We start from the raw sequence: 14,933 nt of genomic DNA, 5'->3' as shown, positions 1-14,933 counted from the left end.
CGATGGCGCTAAGGAATGATGTTGGGACGGTTTTGCGCCGGGGCTTGTTCGTGGGCCGGCGGAGTGGGTAAAAGGGTTCGATGCGAGAATATAGCGGTTTGGTTTTACAGCATAAAATACGGACGGTCTTTTTGGGTCAACCATGATTCTTTATCAGCTTATATGCAAGGACGAACACAGTTTTGAATCGTGGTTTCGCGACAGCGCGGCCTTTGATGAATTGGCGGCGGCGCGAGACATCGAGTGCCCGTATTGCGCCGGAACGGAAATTTCCAAGGCGCCGATGGCGCCTCGGGTTTGCAAGGGACGTCAAGACGTGGACAAGGCTGCGAGAATGGATGCGGTGGACGTCGCCGAGCGTCTTCTCGATGCGGTCGAGGTTGTGCGTCGCCATGCCGAGGAAAACTTCGAGGACGTCGGCGAAAGTTTTGCCGAAGAGGCGCGCAAGATCCATTATGGCGAGGCCGACGAACGCGGCATTTACGGCCGGGCGAGCGAAGACGACGCCCATGAACTGGAGGAAGAGGGGATCGATTTCATTCGCCTCCCCCCCCGCGCCCGGCGCGGTAATTGATTTATGGGCCCGGCGCGGTAATTGATTTATGGGCCCGGCGCGGTAATTGATTTATGCGCCCGGCGCGGTAATTGACTTATGCGCTCGGCGCGGTAATTGATTTATGCGCTCGGCGCGGGCGTCAGGGTTTGTGGGCGAAGGCCAAATAGTTGACGGCGAGATCGTTGGGGCTCAAAAACCATTCGTCCTTCATCGCGCCGTAGGCCATGCCCGACAGATCGTCGAGGATTAGTCCATGGACGCGCAATAGGTGCGCCAGTTCCGACGGCTTGACGAATTTACGCCAGTCATGGGTGCCGGGGGGAAGCCAGCGCAGCAGATATTCCGCGCCGATCTTGGCCAGCGCCAGGGATTTCAGGGTCCGGTTCAAAGTGGTCACCACCATCGCCCCGCCCGGCTTCACCAACGCGGCGCTCGATTCAATGAAAAGGTCGAGATCGCTGACATGCTCGACCACCTCCATATTGAGGACGACGTCAAAGGTTTCGCCGCTTTGCGCCAGAATTTCGGGTGGAATGTGTCGATAGTCGATGTCGAGGCCGCTTTGCTCGGCGTGGATTTTAGCCACCGCGACATTGCGTTCGCCGGCGTCGATGCCGGTGACCCGCGCGCCCAAGCGTCGCATCGGCTCGCAAAGCAGGCCGCCGCCGCTGCCGATATCGAGAAGGGTCAAGCCCTCCAAGGGGTGCGGCGCCAAGGGGTCGCGGCCCAACCGGGCGCAGACGTGATCGCGGATATAGGCGATGCGCACCGGATTGATCTGATGCAGGGGGCGAAATTTTCCTTTTGCGTCCCACCAGCTCTCGGCGATCGCGGTGAAGCGGGCGACTTCATCTTCCGATACGGTGTTCGCCGCATGTGTGCCGGGGGGGGCGTCGTGTCGTGTCGTGGCCGTTTGGGCGTCGGCGTCGGATGTCATGGCGATCGGCCTTCTTTCGCGTCTCGATGAAGGGGCGGCTTGCTCCAAAGTCACAATCCGCGTATGTATACGCGCCTCGATTGGCGAGGAGCCGGGAGGCGGTGTATTGGGCGCAAGCGGCGCTACAATGGCCGCCGCGTCGGCGCCGGGGCGATTGTAGCGGGTATCACCCGTATCATATATAGCGGTTCGTTTTCAAAGCCCATCTTTTTGGAGGGCTTTTTTTTGGGAGGACGCATCCGTGATGCGGGGGCTTGGGCAAACCGGGACAAACCGGGGAAAACCGGGCGAATTCGGATGAGGATGAGGCGCAAAATGGGCGGAGAAATGAAACGATGGCCCTGATTGTTCAAAAATTCGGCGGCACGTCGGTCGCCGATATCGACAGAATCAAAAATGCCGCCGCGCGCGTCAAGCGCGAGGTTGACGCCGGCCACCGGGTGGCGGTCGTGGTCTCGGCGATGTCGGGGGTCACCAATCAACTGGTCGATTATGTCACGTCGATAAACACCCTGTACGACACCCGCGAATACGACGTCGTGGTGTCGTCCGGCGAACAGGTCACGTCGGGACTTTTGGCCCTGGCGCTGCAGGCGCTTGGGGTTAGCGCGCGGTCGTGGTTGAGTTGGCAGTTGCCTATTCATACCTCCAACGCCTATGGCAAGGCGCGCATCGAGGGCATCGACACCGAAGAAATCTTGAATCGGTTGAACGGCGGCGAGGTTGCCGTGGTGCCCGGTTTCCAGGGGGTGAGCGGCGAAAATCGCGTCACCACGTTGGGGCGCGGCGGATCGGATACCAGCGCCGTCGCGCTTGCCGCCGCCCTGGGGGCCGAGCGGTGCGACATCTATACCGATGTTGACGGCGTATACACCACCGATCCGCGCATCGTCGCCAAGGCGCGTAAACTCGAAAAGATCACTTATGAGGAAATGCTCGAAATGGCCTCGGTGGGGGCCAAGGTGCTGCAAACCCGCTCGGTCGAAGTCGCCATGAACCACGGCGTGCGCCTTCAGGTGCGTTCGAGTTTTTCCGACGAGACGGGCACCCTAGTTGTGGATGAGGACGAAATCGTGGAACAGGAAATGATTAGCGGCATCGCCTACAGCCGCGACGAAGCGAAGATCACCCTGATGGGGGTCCCCGACCGGCCCGGCATCGCCGCCGGCATCTTCGGCCCGCTGGCCGAGGCGTCGATCAATGTGGACATGATTGTGCAAAACGTCTCCGCCGATCCCGATCAACGCGCCACCGACATGACTTTCACCGTCACCAAGCCGGATTTGGAACGCGCGGTGGCGACGGTCGAAAAAATGGGGGACATCCTCAATTTTCGAAAACTTGAGTTTGACAAGGACGTGGTCAAGATCTCGGTCATTGGCGTCGGCATGCGCTCGCATGCGGGCATCGCGCAACGGATGTTTCAGGCCTTGGCCGAAAAAGGGATCAACATTCAGGTCATCTCGACGTCGGAAATCAAGGTCAGCGTCCTGATTTCCGAAGAGTACGCCGAACTGGCGCTACGCGCGCTGCACACCGCTTATGGTTTGGATAAAGAATAATGAAATACGAAAACGCCACGGACTCCCACGAAGATTTTGCGCGCTTGGACATGTTGTGGCGGCGCGGGCGCGAATTTCTGGGGACTGAAACCGCGATCATGGGCGGCGCGATGTCGTGGGTGTCGGAACGCCATTTGGTCTCGGCGCTGTCCAACGCCGGCGGCTTTGGGGTCCTCGCCTGCGGTTCGATGGGGCCGGACTTGCTGGCCGCCGAAATCGCCGCCACGCGGGCGCTGACCTCGGCGCCGTTCGGCGTCAACCTGATCACCATGCATCCCGAACTGGACGCCCTGATCGACGTCTGCTTGGAAAACCGGATCTCTCATGTGGTGCTCGCCGGCGGGTTGCCCGGCGCGGCCTCGATCAAAAGGGTCAAGGACGGCGGGGCCAAGGTTTTATGTTTCGCGCCTGCCCTGGCTTTGGCCAAGCGTCTGGCGCGCGGCGGCGCCGATGCGCTGATCGTCGAGGGCGCGGAAGCGGGCGGTCATATCGGTCCCGTCGCGACCAGTGTCCTGGTTCAGGAAATTTTGCCTCATTTCGACGACTTGCCGGTGTTTGTCGCGGGGGGGATCGGCCGCGGCGAGGCGATTGTCTCGTACTTGGAAATGGGCGCGGCGGGCGTGCAACTGGGCACGCGTTTCGTGTGCGCCAACGAATCGATCGCCCATCCCAACTTCAAGAAAGCCTTCATTCGCGCCGCCGCGCGCGACGCCATGCCGACGGTTCAGATCGATCCTCAGTTCCCGGTAATTCCAGTGCGCGCCTTGGGTAATGAAGGAACCAAGCAATTCATGCAGACCCAACGCGATGTCGTCGCCCGGTTTCACGCCGGCGCTTTGTCGCAATCCGAGGCGCAGCTCGAAATCGAGCATTACTGGGCGGGGGCGTTGCGCCGCGCGGCGATTGACGGCGATGTTGAGTACGGCTCGTTGATGGCGGGACAGAGCGTCGGTATGGTCAAGGCGGAGCAGCCTATGGTAGACATATTCTCCGAACTTATCGGTCAGGCCGTTCGGGCGTTGACCGAACGGCGCACCGCCGCCGAGACTTCCTGACCGCGACAAGGAGCGGTGTAGATCATGACTTCCGCTCAGGTTCCCTTCCTAAGCCCACGGCGTCTGCTGGCGCGGGTGCGCGACGTGATGGCGAGCGCCGGTCTGGCGCAAGATCGCCTGAACAATATCGTCACGATCATCGCCACGGACATGGTCGCCGAGGTTTGCTCGATTTACGTGCGGCGCGCCGGGGATGTGTTGGAGCTGTTCGCAACTCAGGGGCTGCATCCCGAAGCGGTGCATAACACTCGGTTGCGCGTCGGCGAGGGCCTGGTTGGCGAAATCGCCGCGCACGCCCGCCCACTGGCGTTGTCCGACGCCCAAAAGCACGCCCAATTCGTGTTCCGCCCGGAGACCGGCGAGGAATCCTACCAGTCTTTGATGGGGGTGCCGATTTTGCGCGCGGGCCGGGTGATCGGGGTGTTGTCGGTGCAAAACCGTTCACGCCGCCAGTACACGGAAGAAGAAACCGAAACCCTGCAAACCGTCGCCATGGTGCTGGCCGAGATGGTCGCCGGCGGCGAGTTGATCAACGCCGTCGAACTCACCCCGGCCGACGGCATCGCGATCAAGCCGTTGCGCCTCGAAGGGGTGCGTTTCAATAGTGGATTGGGATTGGGCACGGTGGTTTTGCATCAGCCTCATTTCCATATCGAGCGGATGGTCGGCGAAGATCCCGAGGTCGAACGCGAACGGCTCGCGCACGCCTTTTCCGAGATGCATGGCGCGCTGGATTCCCTGCTCAACGCCGGTGCGCTGCAAAATGGCGGCGAGCATACCGACGTGCTGCAAGCTTATCGCCTGATCGCCGAGGACGCGGGATGGTTGGGGCGCATCGAAGAAGCGATAGAATCGGGGCTGACCGCCGAAGCCGGCGTGCAAAAGGTACAGAACGACATCCGGGCGCGTTTGGGTTCGGTGAACGATCCGTACCTGCGCGAACGCCTGCACGATTTCGACGATCTCGCCAACCGCCTTATTCAGTTTCTGATTAAAGGGAGCGGCGTCGTCGGTCATGGCGACGACGCGCCGTTGCCCGAACACGTCATTTTGGTGGCGCGCAATATGGGCCCGGCCCAGTTGCTCGATTATGACCAAGCGCGCCTGCGCGCCCTGGTGCTCGAAGAAGGTTCGGCGACGTCGCACGTCGTGATCATCGCCAAGGCTCTGGACATCCCCGTGGTCGGCAACGTGCGCGATATCATGGACAAAATCGCCGACGGGGAAACCGCGATCGTCGATGGCGCCAACGGTCAGGTCTTCGTGCGTCCCGGCGAGGACGTTCAGCAGGCTTTCCTCGACAGCATCAAGGCGCTCGCCGAGCAAAAAGCCGAATACGCCGCGCTTAAGGACGTACCCGCGCGCACCCGCGATAGGATCGATATCAGCCTCAACATCAATGCCGGATTGCTGGTTGATTTCGCTCGCCTCCACGAGATTGGGGCGGATGGGGTGGGGCTGTATCGCACCGAAGTTCCGTTCATGGTGCGCGCGGATTTTCCCGACGTTGCGATCCAGCGCGCCTTGTACGCCAAGGTGATCGCTCAAGCCGGGGGCAAGCCGGTTGTTTTTCGCACCTTGGACATCGGCGGCGACAAGGTGCTGCCCTACTGGGGAGAATCGCACGAGGAAAATCCGGCGATGGGTTGGCGCGCGATCCGCATGTCGTTGGATCGTCCGGCGTTGCTGCGTCAGCAACTGCGCGCCTTGTTACAGGCGTGTGCGGGCGTAGAATTGAACGTCATGTTTCCGATGGTCGCCGATGTTTTGGAGTTCGACCGGGCGCGAACCCTGCTGGATTTGGAGCGGCGTTATTTGCGGGCGCGCGACATCCCCTTGCCGCGGCGCGTAAATGTTGGCGTCATGTTCGAGGTGCCTTCTCTTTTCTTGCAAATGGAGGAACTGTTGGCGCGGGTTGATTTCGTATCCATCGGCAGTAATGACCTGTTCCAGTTTCTGTATGCCTGCGACAGGGGCAATCCGGCGCTGTCGGCGCGCTATGATGTCTTATCGGCGCCTTTTCTGAGTTTCCTGCGCACAATTTGTAGGCGGTGCGACGCCGCCGGCGTATCGGTAAGCCTGTGCGGTGAAATGGCGGGGCGGCCGTTGGAGGCCTTGGCGTTGATCGGCATTGGCTTTCGTCGCTTGTCGATCCCCCCGCCTGCGGTGGGGCCGGTCAAGGAAATGGTGCGCGCCATGCATGTCGGGGAAGTTACCGGGTATCTCGACGCCCTGTTGCGCACCCCACACCATAGTATTCGCAACCGTTTGAAAGCCTTCGCGCGCGACCATGGCGTCGCGATTTGAGACGGCCCCTTTCCTCCTTGAAATTTCAAGATAATCGGTCAGAATGTTGGCGAACATATTAGGCGACTTCCCGGAGGGAAGTGAGCGAGGGCACCCCATATCGTGAGCGAAAGCGAAACGCCGATATTCGAAAAGAAGAGGGATAATGTTCCGGGCGACGCTCAGAACGACGCCCGAAATGACGCCCAGGACGACGCCCTCCCGGATCGCGCGGTTAGCGCCGTGGGCGCGTTGTTGCAAGCCTCGCGCCGTCGTGCGGGTGAGGATTTGGACGACGTTGCGAACCTGCTGCGGATCAGCAGACGCTATCTTCAGGCGATCGAGGCGGGGGATATGAAGGCGCTTCCCGGCGCCGCCTATGCGTTGGGATTCGTGCGTGCTTACGCCGATCATCTCGGGCTGGACAGCGCCGAGGTCGTGCGCCGGTTCAAGTTGGAGGTGAGCGCGACGCAAACGCCTTCTGAATTGGTTTTTCCCTCGCCGATCCCCGAAAGCGGTATTCCCGGCGGCGCGATCCTATTCTTCGGCGCGCTGATCGCGGTGCTGGCCTATGGCGGGTGGTACTATACGACAAATAAACAAAAAGACGTGAACGCGATGGTCGAACCTGTACCCAGCCGCTTGGCCAACGACGCGGGGGTTACCCTGAACACGTCGCCGCATCCTGCGCCGACGGGGATCACCGTTGCGCCCGACCGGGTGGCCGTGGACAGTTCTCCCGCGGCCCCGGCGGCAACGGATACGTCGCCGACGACGGCCATTCAAGCGCCGCGCGCGCCGTCCGGGTCCACGTCGCCCCCGTCGCCCCCGTCGTCCACGTCGTCCACGTCGTCCGCGTCTCTGCGTGCGGAGGCGTCTCCCCAAGACGCCCAAACCCCGCAAACCCAACCTATGAAAACGCAGACAAGTCGGTCCGAAGCGGGCAATGGCGCGTCCGCCGGTATTGGGTCGAAACCGCAGGCTTCGCCGTCCTCTCCAGCCACCCCCCCAACCACCCTTCCGGTTCCTGGCGCTTCGGCGCATCCCGAACCTTCCGTGGCGCAAAACGTCGCCCCAACGCCGCCTGCGAAAATCGTCCAAGCGCCCGCCGCCCCGCCTTCGCCCGCCCGCCTTCGCCCGCGCTCGCCGAACCCACGCCCGTTCCGGCTTCCCCTGCGCCCGCCCCGACTCCGGACGCGGCGCAGCGCGTTTCGGGGGCGCCGGCCAACGCGGAAAAGCCGGCGACTGTGACGGAAGCATCGCGGATTACCGTGCACGCCAAGGCCAACAGCTGGATCCAAATTCGTGATGAAAAGGCCAACCAAACCCTGTTTACGCGCCTGCTGCGCGCCGGGGCGGAGTTTCGGGTCCCCGATCGCGCCGGGTTGCGTCTGGTCACCGGCAACGCGGGCGCCCTGGAAATCACGGTCGATGGCAAGCCGGTGCCCCCGATCGGTGGGGAAGGGGCGGTGCGCCAGGACGTGGTGCTCGACCCCGCACGCCTGAAAGCGGGCACCGCCGTGATCAATTAAGCGTCCCCCTCTGTCGTCGCCGGCGTTGTGCGCGCGCCGAACGCGATGCGCACGGGGGGCTTCATATCGACGGTGGACTGGATTATAACCCCTGTATGGTCTCGACATGGGTCCGGTCCGGTATGGTTCGTTGACGCCGGGTGCGCGTCGTGGCGGGATGAAAAAGATTTTTTAAGTAAGGAAACGGGTCAGATGAGCGAACGCGAAACGCCGTATCAACAACGCCGCAGGGTTTCGTCCGTGCGCATCGGCGATGTGTTGATCGGCGGCGGCCATCCGGTGGTGGTGCAGTCGATGACCAATACGGACACCGCCGATGTGACGGCGAGCGTGAACCAAGTGGCGGCGCTGGCCCGCGCCGGCTCCCAATTGGTGCGCTTGACGGTGGACCGCGACGCGGCGGCCAAGGCGGTGCCGTTGGTGCGCGAACGGCTCGACGCGATGGGTGTCGAGGTGCCGCTGATTGGGGATTTTCATTACATCGGTCATAAATTGCTGGCCGACAACCCGGCCTGTGCCGAGGCCTTGGCGAAGTACCGCATCAACCCCGGCAATGTCGGCTTCGGCGAAAAAAAAGACGTCCAATTCTCGGCGATGATCGAAACCGCCGTGCGCCACGGAAAGCCGGTGCGCATCGGCGTCAACTGGGGCAGCCTGGATCAAGATTTGGCCCAGCGGATGATGGACGATAACGCCCGGCGCGCGGTTCCGTTGGACCCGCGCGCCGTTACGCGCGAGGCGCTTGTCGCCTCGGCGCTGCAAAGCGCTAGGCGCGCCGAAGAATTAGGACTCGCCCGCGAGCGCATCGTGTTGTCGTGCAAGGTCAGCGATGTCCAGGATTTGATTTTCGTTTATCGCACGCTCGCCGAGCGGGGCGATTACGCGCTCCACCTGGGGCTGACCGAGGCGGGCATGGGCGTCAAAGGCATGGTCGGATCCAGCGCCGCCTTGGCGATTTTGTTAAGCGAGGGGATCGGCGATACGATCCGCGTTTCCCTGACCCCCGAACCGGGAGGCCCACGCACCCAGGAAGTCCGCGTCGCCCAGGAATTATTGCAAAGCATGGGGCTGCGCGCCTTCACGCCCCAGGTCACGGCGTGTCCGGGGTGTGGACGGACCACGTCGAGCGTCTTTCAGGACCTCGCCCAGCGCATCGAAGCGCGGGTTCATGCACGAATGACCCAGTGGCGCGAAACCTATGATGGGGTTGAAAATTTAAAGTTGGCGGTGATGGGCTGCATCGTCAATGGCCCCGGCGAAAGCAAGCACGCCAATATCGGGATCAGTCTGCCCGGCACGGGCGAGCAGCCGTCGGCGCCGGTCTTCATCGACGGGCGCAAGGTGACGACCCTGCGTGGCGCGGGGATCGGCGAGGCGTTCGAAGAAATTGTCGAAGATTACGTGCGCACCCATTATCCCAAGAAATCGACCAAGGGCGATGCCCCCGCCGCGGCCGAATAACCGCCTGTATTATAAATATTTCCACGGATTGTATTGATGTCTGCCTTAAAGCCCGTACGCGGAACCCACGACCTTCTTCCCGATGAAAAGCGCCGTCACGGTTTTGTCGCCGCGCGCGCGCGCGCGGTGGCGAGCCTGTACGGTTACGAAGAAATTTCGACCCCCATTTTCGAATCCACCGACGTTTTCTCGCGCACCCTGGGCGACACCTCGGACATCGTGACCAAGGAAATGTATACCTTCGAGGATCGCGGCGGCGATCTGTTGACGCTGCGCCCGGAAGGCACCGCCGGAATCGCGCGGGCCTATATTTCGGGGGGGTGGCAGCAGATATCTCCGCTCAAGGTGTTTTATCAAGGGCCGATGTTCCGTTATGAACGTCCCCAAAAAGGCCGTCTGCGCCAATTTCATCAGGTCGGCGTCGAACTTCTGGGGATCGCCCAGCCCCAGGGCGATGTCGAGGCGATCGCCATGGGCGCGCACGTTCTTGAGGCATTGGGCGTGAAGGACAAGGTCACGCTCGAACTGAACAGCTTGGGCGACGAGAAAAGCCGCCGGGATTATCGGACCCGACTGGTGGCCTTTTTGAACGATCACCGCGATGCCCTGTCCGAGGACAGTAAGGCGCGTCTGGAACGCAATCCGCTGCGTATCCTCGATTCCAAGGACGCGGGCGATCGCGCCATCATCGCCGACGCGCCGTTGATGAGGGACAGTTTCACCGACGAGGCGAAGATCTTTTTCGATACCGTCATGGGCGGCTTGGACGCCCTGGAGATTGCCTATCGGGTTAATCAGCGCCTGGTGCGTGGGTTGGATTATTATTGTCATACCGCGTTCGAATTCATGACCACCGCCCTGGGTGCGCAGGGAACGGTATTGGCGGGCGGGCGCTATGACGGCCTGATCCGGCAAATGGGCGGCCCGGTGACCCCAGGCATTGGTTGGGCGGCGGGCGTCGAAAGGCTGGCCATGCTGATCGACGAGCCGCCGGCGCCCCAACCGATGATCGCCCTGGTGCCGACCGGCGAAGACATGCAAAATTCAGCCCTGGTCCTGGCCGATCGCTTGCGCAAGGGGGGGGTTCGCGTTGACCTCGGCTACGCGGGCAATGTGGGAAAAAGAATGAAGCGCGCCAACAAGATCGGGGCGGCGGCGGCGATCGTAATGGGCGCCGACGAATATGCCCGCGAGGCCGTCACGGTGCGCGACATGCGCAGCGGCGAACAGAACGAAGTCGCGATTTGCGCCCTGGCGGAGCATCTTGCGCGGTTTAGTTAGGAGGCCCATGGCCGACACCGCAGTTCAACCGGGGCAGACCCTCGTCGTCGGCGCCAACCACCGTTCGAGCGCCTTGGTGGTGCGCGACCGGTTGTTTGTCGAAGACGCCGTCGCGCCGTTTATTCTCGGCCAGTTGCGCGCCCAAGGGATCGACTGCGCGATGGTCCTGTCAACCTGCGACCGGGTCGAGGTGGCGGCCATGCACGCCGACGCGCGTGGAGGGGAACGTAAGATTCGCGAGATTTTGGCGGCCTATGCGATGATGCCGATCGAAGACCTTGAGGGTCAAGTCTACACCCTGACGGGTGAGGCCGCGGTGCGTCACATTTTTACCGTCGCCGCGTCGCTGGACAGCGCCATGGTCGGCGAGCCCCAGGTGTTGGGCCAGGTCAAGGCCGCCCATCGTCTGGCGTCCGGCGAAGGTATGGTGGCGCCCGCTTTTGAACGGCTCTTGCAGGCCGCTTACGGGGCCGCGAAAAGGGTGCGCAGCGAGACGGCGATCGGCGCGCGCCCGGTCTCGATGGCTTCCTCGGCGGTCGAACTGGTGCGCGATCTGCACGGCGATCCCGCGCGCCTGAGTGGCGTGATGATCGGGGTCGGCGATATGGGCGAATTGATCGCGCGCGATATGTTGGCGGCGGGATTGAACCGGATGAGCGTGGTCCACACCCGGATCGCGCGGGCGGAATTCCTGGCCAAGGAACTGGGCTGCCACGTCGATAGCATCGACGACCTGGAGGCGTTGCTGGCGAGCGCCGATGTCGTCATCAGCGCCCTCGGCGAACGCCATCACGTCATTGGAACCGAATTGGTGCGCGCGGCCATCGCCAAACGGCGCAATAAACCGATTTTCATTATCGACGCCGGTGTGCCCGGTGACGTTGACCCGGCGGTCAACGCCATCGACGAGGCTTTTTTGTATGATCTGGCCGACCTTGAGCGGGTGGCGCTGCGCGGACGCGCCAGCCGGGAACACGAGGCGGCGGGTGCGCAGGTGATTGTCGATGAGGAACTTGCCGCCTTTCTGCACGATCGCGCCGAACGGGCGGCGGTTCCCATCTTGGCGCGCTTGCGCGCCCATGTCGAGGAAATGCGCTTGAAGGCGCTCGCCGACGCCCAGGGCGATGGCGAAAAGGCCACCCGTCTGTTGGTCAACCGTCTGATGCATCATCCCAGCGAGATGATGCGTGCGTTGGCGGCGCACGACCCCGAGCATTGGCGGCGCATGGCCGATACCATCTGCGCCGTATTCGATTTACCCGCCGGGGCCGAAGACGGCGGCGTGGACGCAGACCCCGCCGGTGACGACGACGGCGATCGGCAGTGACATGAAAAGCCTTTGAGGAACATATCTTGGTAAGCCTTGACGAAAATTTGGTTCGCGTGGTTTCGCGGTATCGCGAATTGGAGGCGTTGTTGGGCGCGCCCGACGCGGCCCAGGACAAAGCGTTTGTGAGCATGTCGAAGGAGTACGCCGATCTGGGTCCGGTGGTCGCGGCCATCGAGGCGCTGGATGATGCCCGGCGCGAACTCGAAGACCTGGAAAGTTTGGCTGAAGATGGTGATGGCGAACGGGAAGTGCGCGACCTCGCCGAGGCCGAGGCGGCGCAGATCAAGGCCCGGCTTCCGGTTTTGGAACGCGAACTTCAGGTGATGTTGCTGCCCAAGGACGCGGCGGACGACAAAAACGCGATCTTGGAAGTGCGCGCGGGAACCGGCGGTGACGAGGCGGCTTTGTTCGCCGCCGATTTGTTTCGCATGTATCAGCGTTACAGCGAGGCGCGGGGTTGGAAATTCGAGGTGCTGGAGCTTAACGAGACCGGTATCGGCGGCTACAAGGAAGCGATCGCCAATATTTCCGGGCCGGGGGCGTTCGCCCGTCTGAAATATGAATCGGGCGTGCACCGGGTGCAGCGCGTTCCGGAAACCGAATCGGGCGGGCGCATTCATACCTCGGCGGCGACCGTCGCGGTCTTGCCCGAGGCCGAAGACGTCGATATCCAGATCGACGAAAAAGACCTCAGGATCGACACCTATCGCTCCCAGGGCGCGGGCGGGCAGCATGTCAACACCACCGACAGCGCGATCCGCATCACGCATCTCCCCTCCGGCGTGGTGGTGACCTGTCAGGACGAAAAATCGCAGCACAAGAACAAGGCCAAGGCGATGAAGGTGTTGCGTTCGCGCCTGTACGACCACCAGCGCCAGACGCTGGACGCCGAGCGCGCCGCCTCGCGCAAGGGACAGGTCGGCTCGGGCGACCGCTCGCAGCGTATTCGCACCTATAACTTTCCCCAGGGACGGATCAGCGATCACCGCATCAATCTGACCTTGCACAAACTGGATCGGGTGATGGCCGGCGAGTTGGACGAACTGATCGACGCGCTAACCACCGAGGACCAAGCCGCGCGCTTGGCGGAATTATCGTGACTAGAATCGGCGAGGCGTTCAAGGATGCGACGGACAAGTTGCGCGCCGCCGGGATCGATAGCGCTCGCCTGGACGCGCGTCTGCTGGTGGCTCAGGCCGTCGGTGGTGCGCCGACCATGGTGTTGAGCGCCCGGGAGAGGGAGATGACGGCGGCGCAAAGCGCCGTCCTGGCGGCATCGTTGCGCCGCCGTCGGGCGCGCGAGCCGATGGCGCATATTTTGGGTGAGCGGGAATTCTGGAGCCTACCGTTCAAGATTACGGCGCACACGCTGATTCCCAGGGCGGACAGCGAAACCCTGATCGCGGCGGCCTTGCGCGACGCCCCTGGCGATGGTGCGGGGATACGTATTTTGGATATTGGCGTGGGGTCTGGGTGTCTGCTGTTGACCTTGCTCAACGCCTGGCCCAAGGCCGCCGGGGTTGGCGTCGATATCTCGGCGGAGGCGCTCGACGTCGCGGCGGAAAATACGCACCGTCTCGGTCTTGATGCACGCGCCCAATTTATCCTCAAGGACGCCTTCATCCCCGGTGCGTTGGCTGCGTTGGGTGCGACGGCGCTGAAATTTACGCATATCGTCAGCAATCCGCCGTATATTCCCGATGGCGACATTGCGGGACTTGAGCCCGATGTGCGCGATTACGAGCCGCTCCTGGCCTTGAAAGGGGGGCGAGATGGACTTGACGCCTATCGCGCCATCTTGGACGGGGTCGGCGACATTCTGGCGCCAACGGGAAAAGTGTACCTGGAAGTCGGCAAGGGGCAGCACCGCGATGTTATCGCGTTGGCCGATCAACGGGGGCTGGATGTTGTTGGCGTGGACAAAGACATTTCGTCGGTTGAACGCTGTGTTATTTTGCACCCGAGAGTAAGGTCAAGGACCGCGCCCATCGAGGGCTCTTGAAAAAAAACGAAAAAATATCTTGGAATACGCCGCCGTACCGACTAGCTTTAAGGCATTAAGCAACCCGGAAGGGGTGCTGGGGGGCTCGGCTTTAGCCCGTATTTTTCACTTTTCCCTTCAAGCTTTTGCAACGTCTTGGGCAGGTTGCGCCCGTTACGCTTTCAAAAGAACGAAGTCAGGCTTCGGTGACTGCACGTGCCTGAGGAAAGTGGTTTCGATGGCAGTCCACAATATTCAAAAGGCATCATGAAGCAAGGATCTAACCCCAGGCGTTCGCGTTCCCGTGGTAATGGCCGTCGTAACGGCAGTGCGCCGCGTAACTCCGTCTATGACAGCAATGGACCGGATTGTAGAGTGCGCGGTTCCGCGCAGCAGGTTCTGGATAAGTATCTCCAGTTGGGCCGCGACGCCCATTCAGCAGGCGACCGGGTCGCCGCGGAAGCCTATTTTCAGTTTGCCGAGCATTATTATCGGATTTTGAATGCGAACGCGGCCTCCGACGATCGCTCGTCGCGTCCGGAACGGGCCCAACAAAACGTTCCCGGAAACGGCGGCGATGGGGGGACTTTCGACGGTGACGATGAGGACGGCGGTGTTTCGTCCGGCCGGGATTCCCGCTCGGCGACGACGTCCGATGGCGACGCGGCGAACGGCGGCGCGACGAGCGCCCCGATAGAGGAAGAAGGCGATCGCACCCCGGCGGCAAAACCGAGGGGACGTCCGCGGACCCGGGAAAAAAGTCCGCGTCCGCCGGCCGTTCAAAAGGGCGCGCAGGACCAACAGGACGCGGCGAGCGGCGCCGCGGATGCCGTTCAGGTCAAGGAAATTCCGATTAAACCGACGCGCCGCGGGCGACGCAAGAAAGTCTCCGAGCAGGACGCCGAGGTTCCGGCGGGCGATGCGAAAGAACAAATCTCGGCCTAAGCCAAAA

13 protein-coding genes are annotated in these 14,933 nt (G+C 62.2%); 12 read left to right on the top strand and 1 reads right to left on the bottom strand.

Annotation, left to right across the window (positions count from 1 at the left end; genetic code table 11):
* Positions 1–142 precede the first annotated feature (142 nt).
* Positions 143–574: a DUF1178 family protein gene (locus P3M64_RS08130; RefSeq protein WP_132937804.1), complete on the top strand. Its 432-nt coding sequence runs from the start codon at positions 143–145 to the stop codon at positions 572–574.
* A 121-nt stretch (positions 575–695) separates the two neighbouring features.
* Here the strand turns inward: P3M64_RS08130 and ubiG are convergent, their stop codons facing one another.
* Entirely contained in the window at positions 696–1,493 is a 798-nt protein-coding gene (gene ubiG / locus P3M64_RS08125) for a bifunctional 2-polyprenyl-6-hydroxyphenol methylase/3-demethylubiquinol 3-O-methyltransferase UbiG (RefSeq protein ID WP_132937805.1), read from the bottom strand.
* A gap of 335 nt (positions 1,494–1,828) precedes the next feature.
* Here ubiG and P3M64_RS08120 point away from each other — a divergent pair, with 335 nt between their 5' ends.
* The 11 genes from P3M64_RS08120 to P3M64_RS08070 all read left to right on the top strand — a co-directional run bounded on the left by P3M64_RS08120 (position 1,829) and on the right by P3M64_RS08070 (position 14,926).
* Positions 1,829–3,055: an aspartate kinase gene (locus P3M64_RS08120; RefSeq protein ID WP_132937806.1), complete on the top strand. Its 1,227-nt coding sequence runs from the start codon at positions 1,829–1,831 to the stop codon at positions 3,053–3,055.
* Positions 3,055–4,110, top strand: a complete 1,056-nt coding sequence (locus P3M64_RS08115) for an NAD(P)H-dependent flavin oxidoreductase (protein WP_132937807.1) — start codon at positions 3,055–3,057, stop codon at positions 4,108–4,110. The genes P3M64_RS08120 and P3M64_RS08115 overlap by 1 nt, the downstream gene beginning before the upstream one ends.
* 24 nt (positions 4,111–4,134) lie before the next feature.
* Entirely contained in the window at positions 4,135–6,417 is a 2,283-nt protein-coding gene (gene ptsP / locus P3M64_RS08110; RefSeq protein ID WP_132937808.1) for a phosphoenolpyruvate--protein phosphotransferase, read from the top strand.
* Positions 6,418–6,519: 102 nt separating this feature from the next.
* Positions 6,520–7,647: a helix-turn-helix domain-containing protein gene (locus P3M64_RS08105; protein ID WP_276157010.1), complete on the top strand. Its 1,128-nt coding sequence runs from the start codon at positions 6,520–6,522 to the stop codon at positions 7,645–7,647.
* Positions 7,644–7,928 carry a DUF4115 domain-containing protein gene (locus tag P3M64_RS08100; protein WP_132937810.1) on the top strand — a complete coding sequence of 95 codons (285 nt, stop codon included), beginning with the start codon at positions 7,644–7,646 and terminating at the stop codon, positions 7,926–7,928. The genes P3M64_RS08105 and P3M64_RS08100 overlap by 4 nt, the downstream gene beginning before the upstream one ends.
* 192 nt (positions 7,929–8,120) lie before the next feature.
* A complete protein-coding gene (gene ispG / locus P3M64_RS08095) occupies positions 8,121–9,389 on the top strand; it encodes a flavodoxin-dependent (E)-4-hydroxy-3-methylbut-2-enyl-diphosphate synthase (protein ID WP_132937811.1) in 1,269 nt (422 codons plus the stop codon).
* Positions 9,390–9,425: 36 nt separating this feature from the next.
* A complete protein-coding gene (gene hisS / locus P3M64_RS08090; RefSeq protein WP_132937812.1) occupies positions 9,426–10,670 on the top strand; it encodes a histidine--tRNA ligase in 1,245 nt (414 codons plus the stop codon).
* A gap of 7 nt (positions 10,671–10,677) precedes the next feature.
* Positions 10,678–11,997: a glutamyl-tRNA reductase gene (hemA, locus tag P3M64_RS08085; protein WP_132937813.1), complete on the top strand. Its 1,320-nt coding sequence runs from the start codon at positions 10,678–10,680 to the stop codon at positions 11,995–11,997.
* Positions 11,998–12,023: 26 nt separating this feature from the next.
* Positions 12,024–13,100 carry a peptide chain release factor 1 gene (gene prfA / locus P3M64_RS08080; RefSeq protein WP_132937814.1) on the top strand — a complete coding sequence of 359 codons (1,077 nt, stop codon included), beginning with the start codon at positions 12,024–12,026 and terminating at the stop codon, positions 13,098–13,100.
* On the top strand, positions 13,097–14,002 hold the full coding sequence (prmC, locus tag P3M64_RS08075) for a peptide chain release factor N(5)-glutamine methyltransferase (RefSeq protein ID WP_132937815.1): 906 nt from the start codon (positions 13,097–13,099) through the stop codon (positions 14,000–14,002). The genes prfA and prmC overlap by 4 nt, the downstream gene beginning before the upstream one ends.
* A 246-nt stretch (positions 14,003–14,248) precedes the next feature.
* Entirely contained in the window at positions 14,249–14,926 is a 678-nt protein-coding gene (locus tag P3M64_RS08070; protein ID WP_132937816.1) for a DUF4167 domain-containing protein, read from the top strand.
* Positions 14,927–14,933 lie beyond the last annotated feature (7 nt).

Origin of the sequence: Varunaivibrio sulfuroxidans, from assembly GCF_029318635.1 — a bacterium.
GTDB classification, from domain to species: Bacteria; Pseudomonadota; Alphaproteobacteria; order Rhodospirillales; family Magnetovibrionaceae; genus Varunaivibrio; species Varunaivibrio sulfuroxidans.
Note: the sequence above shows the minus strand (reverse complement) of the source record. Positions and strands in the feature narration are given on the sequence as shown.

Excerpts from the sequence above, each read along its gene's own strand:
- hisS (WP_132937812.1), top strand. The coding sequence starts at position 9,426 with ATGTCTGCCTTAAAGCCCGTACGCGGAACCCACGACCTTCTTCCCGAT.
- P3M64_RS08115 (WP_132937807.1), top strand. The coding sequence starts at position 3,055 with ATGAAATACGAAAACGCCACGGACTCCCACGAAGATTTTGCGCGCTTG.
- P3M64_RS08130 (WP_132937804.1), top strand. The coding sequence starts at position 143 with ATGATTCTTTATCAGCTTATATGCAAGGACGAACACAGTTTTGAATCG.
- ubiG (WP_132937805.1), bottom strand. The coding sequence starts at position 1,493 with ATGACATCCGACGCCGACGCCCAAACGGCCACGACACGACACGACGCC.
- hemA (WP_132937813.1), top strand. The coding sequence starts at position 10,678 with ATGGCCGACACCGCAGTTCAACCGGGGCAGACCCTCGTCGTCGGCGCC.
- P3M64_RS08120 (WP_132937806.1), top strand. The coding sequence starts at position 1,829 with ATGGCCCTGATTGTTCAAAAATTCGGCGGCACGTCGGTCGCCGATATC.
- ptsP (WP_132937808.1), top strand. The coding sequence starts at position 4,135 with ATGACTTCCGCTCAGGTTCCCTTCCTAAGCCCACGGCGTCTGCTGGCG.
- P3M64_RS08070 (WP_132937816.1), top strand. The coding sequence starts at position 14,249 with ATGAAGCAAGGATCTAACCCCAGGCGTTCGCGTTCCCGTGGTAATGGC.
- ispG (WP_132937811.1), top strand. The coding sequence starts at position 8,121 with ATGAGCGAACGCGAAACGCCGTATCAACAACGCCGCAGGGTTTCGTCC.